General features: G+C 61.4%; 17 protein-coding genes. 7 read left to right on the top strand and 10 right to left on the bottom strand.

Annotated elements, in window-relative coordinates; all coding sequences use genetic code 11:
- Window positions 1–162: 162 nt before the first annotated feature.
- Window positions 163–642 (bottom strand): flavodoxin, encoded by a 480-nt coding sequence (locus HMPREF9452_RS10830; protein ID WP_009142179.1) that lies wholly within the window; start codon window positions 640–642, stop codon window positions 163–165.
- A gap of 134 nt (window positions 643–776) precedes the next feature.
- Between HMPREF9452_RS10830 and HMPREF9452_RS10825 the strand changes: the two genes are divergently transcribed.
- Entirely contained in the window at window positions 777–1,268 is a 492-nt protein-coding gene (locus HMPREF9452_RS10825) for a MerR family transcriptional regulator (protein ID WP_009142178.1), read from the top strand.
- A gap of 100 nt (window positions 1,269–1,368) precedes the next feature.
- Here the strand turns inward: HMPREF9452_RS10825 and HMPREF9452_RS10820 are convergent, their stop codons facing one another.
- The gene (locus HMPREF9452_RS10820; protein WP_009142177.1) at window positions 1,369–1,653 is read right to left on the bottom strand and encodes a HigA family addiction module antitoxin; all 285 of its coding nucleotides are present in this window, start codon (window positions 1,651–1,653) and stop codon (window positions 1,369–1,371) included.
- A complete protein-coding gene (locus HMPREF9452_RS11690) occupies window positions 1,640–1,924 on the bottom strand; it encodes a type II toxin-antitoxin system RelE/ParE family toxin (protein ID WP_083821979.1) in 285 nt (94 codons plus the stop codon). Before HMPREF9452_RS11690 ends, HMPREF9452_RS10820 begins: the two co-directional genes overlap by 14 nt.
- A 353-nt stretch (window positions 1,925–2,277) precedes the next feature.
- Between HMPREF9452_RS11690 and HMPREF9452_RS10815 the strand changes: the two genes are divergently transcribed.
- On the top strand, window positions 2,278–2,808 hold the full coding sequence (locus HMPREF9452_RS10815) for a pyridoxamine 5'-phosphate oxidase family protein (RefSeq protein ID WP_198003600.1): 531 nt from the start codon (window positions 2,278–2,280) through the stop codon (window positions 2,806–2,808).
- Between the two features lie 41 nt (window positions 2,809–2,849).
- On the opposite strand, the gene HMPREF9452_RS10810 is transcribed toward HMPREF9452_RS10815, so the two are convergent.
- The 3 genes from HMPREF9452_RS10810 to HMPREF9452_RS10800 form a co-directional block, all read right to left on the bottom strand.
- Entirely contained in the window at window positions 2,850–4,091 is a 1,242-nt protein-coding gene (locus HMPREF9452_RS10810) for an MFS transporter (protein WP_009142175.1), read from the bottom strand.
- Window positions 4,092–4,195: 104 nt separating this feature from the next.
- The gene (locus tag HMPREF9452_RS10805; protein ID WP_009142174.1) at window positions 4,196–4,903 is read right to left on the bottom strand and encodes a TetR/AcrR family transcriptional regulator; all 708 of its coding nucleotides are present in this window, start codon (window positions 4,901–4,903) and stop codon (window positions 4,196–4,198) included.
- Between the two features lie 67 nt (window positions 4,904–4,970).
- Window positions 4,971–5,990: an aldo/keto reductase gene (locus HMPREF9452_RS10800; RefSeq protein ID WP_009142173.1), complete on the bottom strand. Its 1,020-nt coding sequence runs from the start codon at window positions 5,988–5,990 to the stop codon at window positions 4,971–4,973.
- A 208-nt stretch (window positions 5,991–6,198) separates the two neighbouring features.
- On the opposite strand from HMPREF9452_RS10800, the gene HMPREF9452_RS10795 reads away from it, so the two are divergent.
- Both HMPREF9452_RS10795 and HMPREF9452_RS10790 read left to right on the top strand, forming a co-directional pair.
- The gene (locus HMPREF9452_RS10795; protein WP_009142172.1) at window positions 6,199–7,098 is read left to right on the top strand and encodes a LysR family transcriptional regulator; all 900 of its coding nucleotides are present in this window, start codon (window positions 6,199–6,201) and stop codon (window positions 7,096–7,098) included.
- 165 nt (window positions 7,099–7,263) lie between these two features.
- Window positions 7,264–7,992, top strand: coding sequence for a B3/B4 domain-containing protein (locus HMPREF9452_RS10790; RefSeq protein WP_009142171.1), 729 nt, complete (start codon window positions 7,264–7,266; stop codon window positions 7,990–7,992).
- A gap of 94 nt (window positions 7,993–8,086) precedes the next feature.
- On the opposite strand, the gene HMPREF9452_RS10785 is transcribed toward HMPREF9452_RS10790, so the two are convergent.
- The 4 genes from HMPREF9452_RS10785 to HMPREF9452_RS11470 form a co-directional block, all read right to left on the bottom strand.
- Window positions 8,087–9,199 (bottom strand): hypothetical protein, encoded by a 1,113-nt coding sequence (locus HMPREF9452_RS10785; RefSeq protein ID WP_009142170.1) that lies wholly within the window; start codon window positions 9,197–9,199, stop codon window positions 8,087–8,089.
- On the bottom strand, window positions 9,196–9,672 hold the full coding sequence (locus HMPREF9452_RS10780) for an RNA polymerase sigma factor (protein WP_009142169.1): 477 nt from the start codon (window positions 9,670–9,672) through the stop codon (window positions 9,196–9,198). Before HMPREF9452_RS10780 ends, HMPREF9452_RS10785 begins: the two co-directional genes overlap by 4 nt.
- A 128-nt stretch (window positions 9,673–9,800) precedes the next feature.
- On the bottom strand, window positions 9,801–11,027 hold the full coding sequence (locus HMPREF9452_RS10775) for an Mbeg1-like protein (protein WP_009142168.1): 1,227 nt from the start codon (window positions 11,025–11,027) through the stop codon (window positions 9,801–9,803).
- Window positions 11,027–11,488 (bottom strand): hypothetical protein, encoded by a 462-nt coding sequence (locus HMPREF9452_RS11470; RefSeq protein WP_009142167.1) that lies wholly within the window; start codon window positions 11,486–11,488, stop codon window positions 11,027–11,029. Before HMPREF9452_RS11470 ends, HMPREF9452_RS10775 begins: the two co-directional genes overlap by 1 nt.
- Window positions 11,489–11,723: 235 nt before the next feature.
- Here HMPREF9452_RS11470 and HMPREF9452_RS10770 point away from each other — a divergent pair, with 235 nt between their 5' ends.
- Genes HMPREF9452_RS10770 through HMPREF9452_RS10760 form a run of 3 tightly spaced genes read left to right on the top strand, consistent with a single transcriptional unit; the run spans window position 11,724 to window position 14,864 of the window.
- Entirely contained in the window at window positions 11,724–12,431 is a 708-nt protein-coding gene (locus HMPREF9452_RS10770) for a Bax inhibitor-1 family protein (RefSeq protein ID WP_009142166.1), read from the top strand.
- A gap of 30 nt (window positions 12,432–12,461) precedes the next feature.
- A complete protein-coding gene (locus HMPREF9452_RS10765) occupies window positions 12,462–13,472 on the top strand; it encodes a DMT family transporter (RefSeq protein WP_009142165.1) in 1,011 nt (336 codons plus the stop codon).
- Between the two features lie 27 nt (window positions 13,473–13,499).
- A complete protein-coding gene (locus tag HMPREF9452_RS10760) occupies window positions 13,500–14,864 on the top strand; it encodes a serpin family protein (protein ID WP_009142164.1) in 1,365 nt (454 codons plus the stop codon).
- Window positions 14,865–14,923: the final 59 nt, after the last annotated feature.

Below are 14,923 nucleotides of genomic sequence, written 5' to 3'. Positions count from 1 at the left end.
CATCGCGGTCCCTTGCTATGAGACTATACGTGTGCCCCCTCCACTCGTTGCAAATTGACTGCACCCAATCTTGGCTTCGAGCCAATCGAGCAATAAAGGACGCCTCTGGTCACCAACCGACCAGAGGCGTCCTTCTTATAACTCATCCCGTGCCCATATGCCCTATGCCAGCGTATCCGCCCACGCTGCCAAGTCTCGCGCGCTCGCACCGCTTGAGAACCTGCGAGCGTCAAGCCACTCGGCCTGGGGAGCGCTGGGCTTAAGGTCGCTCATGGTCTTGCCCATGCCGCTTCCGCCCGATGTAGCGAACAGGGCGATTCGCGCGGACGAGAAGTTCCCCGCCTCCAAAAACGTCTTGATGATGTTTGGAGCGGTATACCACCAGATGGGGAAACCTATGAGCACGGTCTCGTATGCCCCAACCCCTTCCAGCATCGACTTCAAGGCGGGCCTGCACGCAGGGTCCTTGCACTCGCGCGTGCTCCTGCTCGAGGGGTCGGTCCAATCGAGGTCGGCGGCGGTATACGCCTCCCTGGGCGCGATCTCGAATATGTCTGCTCTGATCGCATCGGCAAGCCGGCGCGCAACGCGCTCGGTCTCACCGCTTGCGGAGAAGTACGCTACCAGTGTTTTTCCAGACATCGCTCTCTCCCTTACGTATCGAAACGCTATGCGTACAAAGCGAGCGTACGCCTTAGAGCGCACTCAAGCACAAGAGCCAGTTTTAGATTTCCGTCGTTCTTTGGCTCCTCGTAATAATGGACGAGGAGAAAGCGATGTTTTCCTTTGTCCACCCTTGCCTTAGAGTTAGCTTCAAGCCCTATGATTGGGCACGGGGCTTTAGAATCCTCACGTTCATGGAAGGCGGAGCCATCATGCGCATCGCGGAAGTATCCGAGCAATACGACATCAGCGCCGATACGCTGCGATATTACGAACGTATAGGGCTGCTGCCCCGCGCGCACCGCAACGCAAGCGGCGTGCGCGACTACAGTGACGAGGATTGCGCGCGCATCTCTTTTGTTAAGTGCATGCGCGGCGCGAACGTCTCCATTGAAGCGCTTATCGAGTACATGCAGCTCTTCGATCAAGGCGACGCCACGTATGAAGAGCGCAGGCAGATCCTCATCGAACAGCGCGAAATCGCACTCGAGAAGCTCGAGCGCGTCCAGGAGGGCCTCGACCGCCTCGACCACAAGATCGCTTATTACGATGAGCTCATAGCGGGGCGCGGTGCCCGCGCGGAGGCATGCCCGAACCAGAAGTAGCCCTCTCCGCACAACGCCCTCGGCCCCCCCTTGCCCTTCGCACGGTTTTGAACCGCGAGCAGGGGGCCGTTTGATGTATCTAGGCGCTCACCGCTATCACCTAGACCAGAGCAACGACGTTTGGCATCTCGCGGTTTTCGAGCAGCTTCAGCCGATACGTCATCTCCAGATTGAGCCAAAACTGCGGCGTTGTTCCCAGCGCCGCCCCAAGCAGATACGCCATTTCCGGGGTAATCGCCCTCTTACCATGAACAATATCGGATATCGCAGACTGCGGCCTACCGATCGCTTTTGCAAGCCGATACTGACTGATGCCCAAAGGCTTAAGAAATTCCTCATCAAGAATCTCTCCAGGACTCGAAATGATGTCCTCAATGGTAATCACAAAGCTCCACCTCCTGCGCCTCGTTATCCGACCATACGAAGCATAAGCGCCATTGCCTATTAACACGAATACTATATTGGCCGAATCTGTCCCCTTGGAGCTTTTCAAGATGATTGCTCGGAGGAACCCTTAAATCGCATGTTGAACAGGCCGCATCCAACATCTGCAATTTGCGAAAAAGCACCTTCCGAACATCAGCGGGAATCCTTGGCGAAAGCTCAGAAACAGGGTCTCGCCAAAATGCTTCCAGCCAAGCATCTCGAAACTTCATCGAACTCACCAATACTTCTGCGTTACAGATATATTACTAGCTACCATAGATAATGCAAGCATAAAATAACCTCCCCGTTCTATTTTTCGTTATTACTATCGTACGTATGTTCGTATCGTATTTCAAGCCTCTTTTCTTCTACGCAGGAAGCCATCAAAATGCCCCGCGATCACCCCTTGCGCGGCATTCGCTTTTCTACTGCTATGAGACTATACGCACGCGCCCCCTGTTCGCTGCAAAATACCTTTCGCCTTTCCCATGAACCCACGCCGCAAGGGCAAGCTCTAAACTGGTGGCGCCAGGCAACCGCACCGAACCCAAGCTACCTCACGCTCAACAAGAAAGGACCCATCGTGCATCAACCCATGAAACAGCTGCCCGAACGCGCGATCTCCGAGGAAGAGGCGCGCGAGATCCTACACGACGCCGAGTACTGCGTGGTCGCCACCGTCGATGAGGACGGGCACCCCTACGCCACGCCCCTCTCATACGCGCTGGATAAAGATGCGCTCCTCATCCACACGGGGGCTGCCGGAGGCCAGAAGACCGAGGATTGGGAACGCGACCCGCGCGTCTGCGTCACCGTCGCCATGGATATGGAACCCGTCTTTGTGGAGGAGAACGGAGAGCCGGGGTTCTTCACCACGCGCTTCGCGAGCGTTATAGCCACGGGCACCGTGCGGCGCGTCACCGAGATGGCAGAGGTTCGCCGGGCGCTCGCCCTGCCCTGCCTAAAATACGCGCCCGAGTACAAGGATGAGATCGGGGGCGCTATCGACCGCGAGCTGCCCGTTACCGCAGTTTGGGCCATAGACCTCAACCATATCTCCGGCAAGGCGGGGCGTCGCGTACCCAACGGCAAGGGAGCGGTCTCGCACCGTTAGGATGGCGCCGTCCCGTTTCGCGAGCTCGCGGCACGGAGCGGCTATGCATGATTGCGGCGTAAAAAACAGCGCCACGCCACCGTGACTGCCACCAACTCAACCGCGGTCGCCGCGGCGATGACCCAAGCCGGCAATACGTCGAACAACGCCCCGTAGACGGCTTGGCCAAACGGCGTGGCGCAGTTCACCAGCGTCATAAAGAGCGCGATCAACTTACCTACCAGTTCCACGGGTGCACCGGACTGCAGCTCCGCCAGCATGCAGGAACCCATGAGGCCGCCGCTCATCGTCGCGAACGCGTAGCTCGCCACAAGGATCAAAAACACTGTCGCGGGCCCCATGGATCCCATAAAGCAAAGCGCCAGGGCTGCGACAGTCATAGCAGCTGCCACACCGCCCACGTAGGCGGACGATTTTCCCAACGAGAACAAGCGCGGCCCCACCGCAAGCAGGCTATGGCCCACAAGGCTGCCCGCGCCCATCGCCATCTGGGCAAAAGAGGCATATGCCGCGGCAAGCCCAAGCGTGATGGTCACCACGTACACGGTGCCCACGTTGATGAACGCGCCGGCAGAAACGTTCACAAACGTCGCCGTCGCCATACCGCCCAGAAGAAGGGGCTTGCCGCGGAGGAATCGAAAAGCCTCTGCAAGGTCGTCGCGCACCATGGCAAGCGCGCCGCCGTCCCACGGGGAGGGCTCGCAGGAAAACCTCACCGCAAGCGCCACCACCGCGCCGGAAAGCGCAAACGCTGCAAGCGAAATCCAAACCACCGGCACCAAGCCCGCGACGCCGTAGACCGCCGCGCCCACCGCCGGGCCGCTCAACGTGGTAAGGCTCCCGATCTGGCTCACCAGCGCCACCCCGCGGGGCACGTCCGCAGGCGCGAGGACGAAGGGAACCGTGGACTGGATAGACGGCTGGTAGAGCGCCTGCGCCACAAACGATGCCATGGTCGCGAACACTACCAATACAAATGGGTCGCCAACATCTTTGAGAACAAGGAACGTCAGCAGCACGGCGACCAGCGCCGCGTTCACGCCCATCATGATGCCGCGCTTGCGCGTGCGGTCCGCCAGCACCCCTCCCACGGGAGACAGCAGCGTGTAGGGCACAAAGCCGCATGCGATCGCCAAGCCAAAGCGCGCGCCCGACCCCGTTACATCCAGCAGATAGAGCGGTAGGACAAACTGCAGAACCTCCTGACCCAGCAATGAGCAGAACTGCGCCGCCAAGATGCACGCGAACGTGCGCCTATCCGACCGCACAACCATATCTTTCATATGCAGCCTTCCCTTCGTCCCCCATCACATACTAGCGGTATGTATTTTTGGGACGAGAAAAACCGCCGAAGCGGTCCCTCGTCCATACATGCATGCGTCCAAAGCTAGCGTCGAGCACGCGCGTCCGCACACGCATCCGCCCCGTCGTCCTCCTGGGCGGTCTCCCCGCACCGGCGCCGCCATGTTTCCAAGCTCACTCGCGGGTCCAGGGCTATCTCCAACCCCATGGCGGACAGAAAGTCGTTCATAAAGGCGACGCGACGCCTTTGCTCTTCCTCGTCGCGCGCAGGGAAAAACGCCGGCACGCACCATAAATTATTAAGAAGGGCGATTGTCTCGGCGAGCTCGCGGGGATAGTCGGTTTGGATGCTTCCATCCTCAACACCTTGCTCGATCGCCGGCAACATGAGTTCATGGGCGCTCACATCGAACAGGTCGCGATACTCGGCAGCAAGCATGCGCGGGTTCTTCATGGGATCAAGCTCGGGATCGGCCTGCGAGAAGAACGCCGAATCCACGCCGCGGGCTCCGTTTTCAAACATCGTTTGGATCTTCTCGCGGCCGGTCATGCCCTCCGCATCGCGAATCTTGCGCAGGCGCTCAGCACCGGGTGCCATCACGCGGTCCATCGCGGCGAGAAAGATCTCCTCCTTGCTCGAGAAATGGTGGTAGACCGCGCCCTTGGTAAGCCCGCCCAGCCCATCAATGATGTTCTGCATGCTGGTCTGTTCGTAGCCGCGCTCGACAAACAAGCGCATCGCGACGTCGAGGATCTTCACGACCGTCTCTTCGGGATGTTTGCTTCTCGCCATAGCGTCGGATTCCCCCTTATACATACTACTGGTATGTATAGTAGCTCCGCACAGCGCCTGGGGCAAGTTATCGTAGGCGCGGACGATTCTCCGCCACCACGCCCACCACCGCGTGCGGCACGTACGGCGACTCGATCGCCTCCATCTCATCTTGGGTAAGCTCGATATCGCATGCAGCGACGGCGCCGTCCAGATGGTGCGGCTTGGTCGCGCCGGCGATGGGCGCCGTGACCTTGGTGAGAAGCCACGCCAAGGCGACGCTTGCCATGGAGACGCCGCGGCTCCGAGCGATGTCGGCGACTGCTTGGATGACAGGCTCGTCGACATCGGCGGTGGCATCGTACTTACCATGGGCGTACGCGTCCTCGCGCAGGCGCCGACTGGTCTCCCCGGGCAGTCGGGTGAGACGCCCTCCTGCCAGCGCGGAATACGGCGTCAACGCGATGCCGTGGGTCGCAGCGAGGGGGACCATCTCGCGCTCGTCCTCGCGGGCGATAGCGTTGTAATGCCCTTGGTAGCTTGAGAATTCTGCCCAGCCGTTCGCGCGGGCGATGGCGTTCGCCTCCGCAAGCTGCCATGCATAGCAGTTGGAAATCCCCAGCGCGCGGATCTTGCCGGCGCGAACCTGACGGTCGAGGGCCGGCAGCAGCTCCTCGATGGGCGTTTCCCAATCCCACATGTGGTAGATATAGAGGTCGACGTAATCCATGCCCAGGCGCTCCAAGCTGGCACCCAGCAGCCGCTCGACCTTTTTGTCGACCGTCTCAGCACCGCCATGCCCGCCCTGCTCCATAGCGGGGGCGTGCAGCGAGCCTAGGACGAATTTGGTTGCCACCGCCACGTCCTCGCGGCGCGCCAACTCGTCCAGCGCTCGTCCAAGAAATTGCTCGCTGGTTCCGTTTTGGTAACCCATGGCGGTATCGAAAAACGTTACACCCGCATCGAGGGCGCAAGCGATAATCGCCTTGGAATCATCGTAGCCCAGCGTCCAGGAATGCTGGCCCGACGCAGGATCTCCAAACCCCATGCAGCCCAGGCAGATGCGAGATACTTCGATGTCTGTTGTGCCAAGCTTGGCGTATCGCATGGTTCCTCCAGCAGGCTACGGAATGAACAAGACGCCGACGGCGCGTCCGTGATGCGGCGCCGGGGAAGTAGGGAGCCCCTTGCGTCTTACCCTCAAGCCTAACAATCGAGCGCTCATCGGCCACTCAAGCGTATCGCGAAGCGCTTCATATAACAAAGACCTATACTGCATAGCTATATATGCATGAACGTTATAGCAGGGAGGTCACATGGACATCAGGGAGCTTCGAACCTTTATCGCCATCGCCCAGGCGGGAAACATCACCCGCGCGGCAGAGGAGCTGCACATAAGCCAGCCGGCGCTTTCCCGTCAAATCATCAAGATGGAAAACGAGCTTGGCTGCAAGCTGCTAGAACGCGGCGGCCATGGTATCTCCCTCACCAACGCGGGGCATCTGCTCCTCAACCGGGCGCGCGAACTCTCGGACCTGCTCGACAAGACGGAGGCGGAGCTCAAGGCGCCCGATGTCGCCAGCGGCGAAGTAAGCATAGCTTGCAGCGAGACGCGCGCCACGCTGGCGATAGCGCACGTAGCCAAGCGGCTCGAGCTCACGCACCCCGGCATCCGTTTTAAGTTTCGCAGCGAAAGCTCGGACGATGTAACGGAGCATCTATCGCGCGGCATCGTCGACTTCGGCATCGCGGTGGGCCCCGCCCGCACGGACGACTACCACGCGATCAGGCTGCCGGATACCGATAGATGGGGCGCTCTGGTACCGGCGGACGACGACCTTGCCGCGGCCGCGTCGCTTGGTCCCCAAGACCTTATCGACCGCCCCCTGATCATGCCCGAGAAGATCCTCGCCCAACAGCGCATCTGCGATTGGATGGGCTGCGACCTCACAAGGCTCGACGTGCGCGCCACGTACAACCTGCTCTACACTGCCTCTCTTCTGGTGCGTGCGCACGTTGGCGCGGCGCTCTGCCTGGACGGCATCGTTGCCCCCTCGCCGGAAAACAGCCTTGCCTTCATACCGCTCGCCCCCTCGCTCACATCGCATGTAGAGCTCATCTGGAGCCGCAGCCACCGACTCTCGCCCGCGGGGCAGGCGTTTTTAGACGCCGCCGCAGCGTATCTGGACGAAGATCGGGAGCAAGCGCTACAATGACCGCGACATACACGTCCCCTTCTCCGGATGGGGGCAGCGCGCGAGCGCTCACGTGCCGGCACCGTAGGACGCAAGAAGGGGGCCGGCCTGTGGGCGCTCGTTTAGTTTTCAGTCCCTCGTAAAGCGAAAGGTTTTGGGGCGGATGAATAGGAAGGGAGCCTACAGATGAAGAAGTTCGTCACCGAGGATTCGTTTTGGAACCTGTTTCCCGGCGCGTCGCTGGGCGTGGTGGTGGCCAAGGGGATGAGGTCCGCAGACCAGGTCTCGCCCGAGGACGCAACGGAGATCGAGCAGCTGCTCGCCCGCGCGAACGCCCAGGCAGAACGCCATCTGGAATCGCCCACGCTCTCCGAGAACGCGCCGGTTCGCGTATGGCGCCAGGCCTACCAGCGGTTCAAGACCAAGCGCGGCGCCCGCTGCTCTATCGAGAACCTGCTCAAGCGCGTGCTCAAGGGCAACCCCGTGGGAAGCATCTCCCCCGCCGTGGACATCTACAACGCCATATCGCTCAAATACGCGCTGCCCCTGGGCGGCGAGGACATCGACGCCTTCCAAGGCGACCTGCGCCTGCTCATCACCCAGGGTGGGGACGGGTTCATCCCGCTGGGAGAGAACGCTGAGAACGACCCCACGCTGCCCGGCGAGCTGTGCTATGTGGACGATGCAGGCGCGGTCTGCCGTTGCTGGAACTGGCGCGACGGCGTGCGCACCGCGCTGACCGACACCACCTCGAATGCCTTCCTTATTGTGGAGTGCGTCGACCCGGAGCGCATCGAGGACTGCCGCGCCGCCACGGACGAGCTCGCGAGCCTGGTGGAACGCTACCTTGGCGCCGAGATCGCCGTCAAGGCGCTCGTCACCCGCGAAGAGCGTGAAGTGGCTATCGAGGCGTAAGAGAACGACAGGAGCCCCGGGCGCAACGCATGGCACCCGGGGCCCGAAATTCAACTAGCGCAACCACCTGAGCATGATGGCGCGAACTATCTGTTTACGCCGTTGGTAGAAACTCCGCCTGCCAGGCCTCGTTTTGCCCATCCGTGTGATGCAGGTCGCCAGAAGCGCTCACGCTTGCAATCTTATCCGGCGTCAGCAGCTGCGTTGGACGATAAACGATCTGCAGGTTTACCCCATCCTCCCCGCGCAAACACGAACCAAAGATGTTGTAGGCGCGGGCATCATCGTCCGTGATCACCAGATTCGTGCCGTCTTCCATAGTTACTGACAGGTTATGGATTATCAACGGATCGACTCCGTATAGATTGTCATGGGCCTCCATCACGCTCTCGCCATCGATAACCAGCGCAATCGGACTCACCATCGCCCTCACGCCATCGGCCGTCTTGAATTCACGACTCTTGACGGTCTTCGCGGGTACAAAGGCGTCAGTCGCAACATCCCCATTGTTAAACGTAAGAACCCACTTGATGCCAGATGCCACAGAGCCCGCGCCGTTCCACGCGTTGAAGTAGATGGTGCCCCGCACCTTCGTATCGGTAGAATCATCGGCGTCGTACACCACAACGTCATTCGCAAACACACCGTCACCAAAGTCAACCCTCAAAAGACGCAGGTCAGAAGTGTCGTCAAACACCGCATCGCCGGGTACGCCGTACGCCGGGTTGATCTTGATGCCATCAGGGTTGCTCAAGGTAAAGGTCGCGGCGCCACAGCCAAGATCGTCAACAAGAACGCTCTCCACAAGCAGCGTGTAGCCACGGGCTTCAACCGCGCGGCCCGCATACTCGACCGACGCCTTCAACTCGTCGGAGAGCTCCCCTTCGTCAACCGTTCCAAACGTGCGACTGTATACGCCGTCTCCGTCCACCGTCCACGTGTTCACCTGACCATGTCCGTGGTCACCCCATCCGCGGAAGAAGAAGTCCCCGCCAAGGACCGCGTACGCCGTGCCGCCCGCCGCCAGCGCAACCGCTAGCGCAATCGTCGCCACCACGGCGATCTTGGGCACGCCACCGCGTTTGCGGCCGCGATGCGACGCGCGCGCCATCACCTTCTCATACATATCCTCAGAGGCGTGCATGCCTTCAAAGGCTCCCTGCATATCCGCACGCGAACGTTTTCCGGGCATCGTGTTCATCATCATCGCTTCTCACCCTCCAACATGCTCTTAAGACGAGCGCGGCCGCGCGCGAGTCGCGTGCGCACGGTCGCTGCGGGAACCTTGATCGCCCGCGCCACCTCGTCCGTAGAAAGGCCTATGTAGTAATGCAGCACCATGGGCACACGGTATTTCTCGGGCAGCCTCATCACGCGAACCAGCAAATCACGATGCTGCTCGCTTGGAGCCTGCAGCGTCTCCGCGTACGCCTCGATATCCTCGACGCGACGCCAGGGTTTTCTAAACAGCGACTTGCATTCATTGATGGTGACCCGCACCAGCCAATACCTCAGATGCTCATCGCCCTCAAACCGCTTGCCGCTGCGGAGCAGCTTCACAAACACGTCTTGCGTCACATCGTCGGCATCGGCCGGATCGCGCAGGTACGTGTAGGCAAGGCGGAACACCATATCGCGATGGCGCTCGACCGCCTCCCTAAACCACTTCTCCGCATCCATACCGTCTCCCGTCTGTTGCCGTGCTTCATTCAAGGGCCCTTCACCCTGAATACGCTCTCGTGCGACAGGATGTTTCAAACTCTTCTATTGTTTTTGGATAAGGACGAGGGCGAGGCGGAAGCCCGCGCCTAATCGGACCCCTCGCCCCTGTTCTTAAAGGTGGTGACCGCCAAAGCAACGCTAGGGCGCGCTTTCTTGATGGTTCCAGCGATGCCGCTCGCAGCGCCCGCCGCCTTCTCAACCGTCGCCGTCCTGGCAAAGGAGCGAAGCACGTCCCTAATAAACTGCTGCAGGTCCGGGTCAAGCCCCTCGACCGCCTCCAACATAAGGGGAACGTTGGTCTTGCGATCGGCCATGATGTCGGAGAAGCGCTTGGCGCCCGTCACGCGTATCACGTCGAACAGGGCGTCGACAAAGCGGGCGCGCTCTGCCAGCGAGTACTTGTCCATCCAGGCATCAAGCGTCGAGTCGAAATAGCGAGACGACGCCGTGAAGCCGTCGGCCTCCACAAACGCCGCGTTCTCGACGTCGACCTCCCACAGAAACGGATTGTGCTGGAACAGCGAGAAGCCGCCGCTCTCCACGATGATGGGATGGCAGTCGGGACCTTCGGAGAGCACCGCGCCTATCATGCTCGATTTGGGAACGGTCTTCACCATGATGGGAAGGATGTTGCGGTAGGCGTCCGATGCGCAGAACTCGCGATGGAATCCCGGGCCGTCATGCGAAAACACCCTGACAACGCGCTCGCGGCACGACTTATTGCAGGTAGCCACCGCGTAGACAGCGAGGTTGCCGCCCTTGGAGTGGCCTCCCACATACAGCGGACCGGCCGTGACGGACGCCACGTATTCAAGGTAGGCGCGCGCCTCCTCCTGGGCGGGGACGGGGTTGAGGAAGGTCATGTTGAAGTCTTCCTTCCAGCCCACAATGGTGGAATCGGTACCGCGAAACGCCACGTAGGAGCTGCCATCGGGCAGAATGAACGTCATGGCCGCGAACTGCTCCTCGGCGGAGCGGGCGGTCTTGAAGCGAAACTCCGTAAGGCGCGCATCGCGAAAACGCGGACTGGCGCAAACGGCGAACAAGAGGTCCCGGCTACCCTCCGGGTCCCAGGTGGATCCGAACATGTTGTCGAATTCCTCCGCACGCAGCATCTCATGCAGGGCGATGCCCTCCGGCAAGCAGGCATTTACCTGGTCCTCTCCCAAATGCGCGTAGGCAAGCCATGAGAAGACTAAGCTGTCGATGGCGCAAAGCGGGCGGTCGAGAAAGGTGTCCATCCGCTCGCGAACATAGGTGAGAAACGTAGCGACGCTTTTAGACCGGCGCGGCAGCGAGGATTTCTCGTCCATCACAGCGCATCGCCCCTCTTCTGCTCCCTATAGCGAAGGTAGGCGACCGCCGCCGCATCAAGGCCCTTGCCGGCGAGCCTGCCGCCCGCCTTGGCTGCTGCCGCACCGCCCTTTACCGCCACCTTAGCCGTGGCGGCCGCCACCTTGGGGGCGTTGCGCGCCACGGCCTTCGCCGCTTTGGCCCCCTCGCGCTTTGCCACCTCGGCAGCCTTGACAGATGCCTGGTCCAGCTTCTCCTCGACCGCAGTCGCCTCGCGGCCGGAATAGCGGCGCTGGCCTTTGCTCGCAAGCGCCGCACCGCCCAGCAGGGCCGCCGCACCGGGACCGGGCAGCACCATCATGGGCACGCCCGCCGCGGCGATAGCGACGCCGGCAGCCATCTCTATACCGCCCGCAACCTTCTCGGCGGTCGAGGGGACCTTGCCCCGCTCCTCGTCATCATGAATCGCCTCGTTATCCATAGCCCGGCACCACGCCTCTCGTATCCGCTCGCCCCTATCAATGCGCATCAATGCGCAACCATGCTTGTCTCCTACCCATAGTGCGCCACCAAGGCGCGCGCGGGCACGAGAAATGCAAACAGTTACCGACAAGCGCACCGCGGCCGCATCTCTGCTCCCGCGGTCGGGTATAGTCGAGTGGACGCCACGACGATCCCGTCACCTTATTCGACCACCCGCCAGAAGGGACGAGAATATGCAGAACACTCCTTTTAACGCTCCCGAGCAGGAGGCCATCTCCCCGTTCGACCCCTCCCGCGACCACAGCGCGCAGCTGACCCGCCGCACGTACAACCTCATCATGGGCGGGCTGGTGACCGCCGGCTTCGCCGTCATCGCCGCATGTGCCCTGCTCGCCCAGGCCCCGGCTTTCCTCTACGCGGTCGTCGACAACTACCTGGCGATCTCGATCGGGTCATTCATCGCCAGCATCGCCGGCATCGCCGTCATGCACATGGGCATGAAGCGCGAGGGCTACGGCGTCACGCTCGCAGGATACGCCCTGCTGGTCTGCTCCATCGGGTTCACAACGGGCATGGTCCTGCCCTTCTACAGCCTCCCCAGCATCGCCAACGCCTTTGTGGGTACCTTCATCATCTCGGCGCTATTCACCCTGTTGGGAACGAGCTTCCCTACGTTCTTCGCCCGCATCCAGGGCATCGCCGTAACCGCGCTGATCGCCCTCATCGTCGCCGGGATCGCCGGGAGCCTCATGGGCTTTGCGATGGCATGGTATGACTACGCCGTCATCCTGGTCTTCTGCGGGTTCATAGGATACGACACCTACCGCGCCCAGCAATGCGAGCCCACGGTCAAGATGGCCATCCTCAACGCAGCGGAGATCTGGCTCGACCTGGTCAACATCTTCATCCATCTGCTGCAAATCGTGGGCGACCGCGACTAGGCCGCGCAAGACACTAAAGAAAGGTTGATTGTGACGTCATCGCTTACGCCGGAACAGCGCGACCGGGCGGAGAAGAAGGGCTTCGACCGCCTCTTCGCCTCGCTTCCCGGCCTGCTCGCAACCTGCGCCGTTTGTTGCTTTCTATGGGGCTCGGCGTTCCCCAGCATCAAGATCGGCTACCGCCTCTTCGGCATCCCCGGTGATGACGTCTCATCTCAAATGCTCTTTGCCGGCGTGCGTTTCATCATCGCGGGAGCCATGGTCATCATCGGCATGAGCGCGGCGCGCAAAAAGCCGCTGATTCCGCGCAAGCGCGACGTCCGCTCCATCTTGTTGCTCGCGCTGTTCCAAACGGTGCTGCAATACGTGTTCTTCTACCGCGGGCTCAGCCAGGCATCCGGCGTCACCAGCTCCATCGTTACCGCAAGCAGCAATTTCATCGCCATCTTGCTATCCTGCCTGCTGTTTCGCACCGAACGTCTCACCGCCCGCAAGATCTTGGGCTGCGCCGCGGGCTTCGGAGGGGTCGCGCTTATCAACATCGCCGACATGGGCGCGGGCGAAACCTTGGGCTTCACCCTTGGTGGCGAGGGCATGATCTTGCTCGCCGCCGTCGCCGGAGCCATGTCGACCTGCCTTATCGGTGTGCTCGGCAAGCACCATGACCCCGTCATGCTCAGCGGCTGGCAGTTCCTTGCGGGCGGAACCGTCCTCGCTATCGCCGCCGCGGCAGCCGGAGGGCGCCTCGGCCCCGCCGAGCCGCTTCCCGCCCTCGCCCTGATCGTCTACATGAGCTTCATCTCCGCCATGGCCTACAGCCTGTGGTCGCGCCTGCTGGCCGTCAACCCGGTCTCGCGCGTCACCGTCTTCGGCTTCATGAACCCCATGTTCGGCTTTCTGCTCTCCATGGTCTTGCTGGACGAGGGATCGATGGTGAATCCGGGCGTCGCGGCGTTAGCGCTCGCCCTGGTATGTATGGGTATCATCATCGTGAACATACCCGTTCGTCGCACGCATGCCGACAGCGTCCCAAACCGCTAACGGCCCCGGTAGCCCTAGGAGGACTCCATGACCGCACGCACGCCCCGCAACCGTACCGTTCCGCACGCCCTCAGCCGCCGCAGCCTCCTTGCCGCCGCGCTTGCCGGCGCCGGCGCGGCCGCGCTCTCCGGATGCGACGACACCGCACAGAAGGGAGCGGCCTTGACCGCAACCAACCTCACCGAGAAGATTCGCCACGAACTGGACACCTCGTCCAAAGAAAACATCATCGACTACCTCGCCGGCGATGAGGAACTCGCATCCGCCTACGGATTCGCAACCGCCCTGTTCAAGCAATGCCTTGCTGCCGCGGGCGATGGCGCAGAGGACAACGTACTGGTCTCTCCGCTCTCCGTGCTCCACGTGCTGGCCATGCTGCAAAACGGCGCAGCAGGAGAGACGCTTGCCCAGATAGAGCAAGCGAGCGGCTTTGACACCAACGCCCTCAACGCGTATCTCAACGCCTACGCCAGGCGCCTTGCCGGCGCGGATCCCTATGGCAGCGGCATCGAGCTGGATCCCCTGGAGCTGAGTCTCGCCGATTCCATCTGGTTGAAAAACGATGCCCTCTCCGTGCAAGAGGACTACCTGGAAACCTGCGCCAACACCCTGGATGCGCAGGCGTTCGAGGCGCCTTTCGACAACACCACCCTGCAGGATATCAACGCATGGGTGGACGAGAACACCCACGGCATGATTCCCCAGATCATCGACGACATCTCGCCCGATTCCCGCTTGTTCCTCATCAGCGCGCTGGCCTTCGAGGGCGCTTGGGACGATCCCTATGAGGACGAGAACGTATTGGACTGGGCCTTCACCGCGCAGGACGGCTCCCAAACAGATTGCCGCATTATGCGCTCGCGCGAGGATAGCTACCTGGAGAACGACTCCTTCACCGGCTTCATCAAACCGTATCGCGACTACAACTTTGGCTTTGTGGGCCTGCTTCCAAAAGAGGGGCTCACCTTGGACCAGGCGCTCGACTCGCTGGACGGCGCAGCGCTGGCAAACCTCATGACGCCCAAGGATTTCTCGCTCGCAGACGCAGGCCTGCCCAAGTTCACGCTTGAATACGCTACCAAACTCACCGCGCAGCTCCAAGCCATGGGCATGTTCGACGCCTTCGATATGCAGGCGGCCGACCTCTCCCCCTTGGGAAGCGCCGCCGAAAACCTCTATGTAGGAGAGATCGCCCACAAGACGTTTATCGAGGTGAACGAGACCGGTACGCGCGCGGCAGCCGCGACCTCCGCCGAACTCATGATGGGCAGCGCGATGGCGGAAGAGCCCGAAGTCCACGAGGTCATCCTGGACCGCCCGTTCGCCTACCTAATCATCGACCTGGTCACCATGACGCCCGTCTTCATGGGCGCGACCCGCAAACTGGGCTAATCCCCTCGCCGGCGCCGTCCGCGACGGCCCGGCGCAAGCATCCCGTATACCGCCACCCG

It is taken from the genome of Collinsella tanakaei YIT 12063, assembly GCF_000225705.1.
In the GTDB taxonomy this organism is placed as follows: domain Bacteria; phylum Actinomycetota; class Coriobacteriia; order Coriobacteriales; family Coriobacteriaceae; genus Collinsella; species Collinsella tanakaei.
The sequence above is the reverse complement of the archived record's forward strand: the minus strand, read 5'-3'. Positions and strand labels throughout refer to the sequence as shown.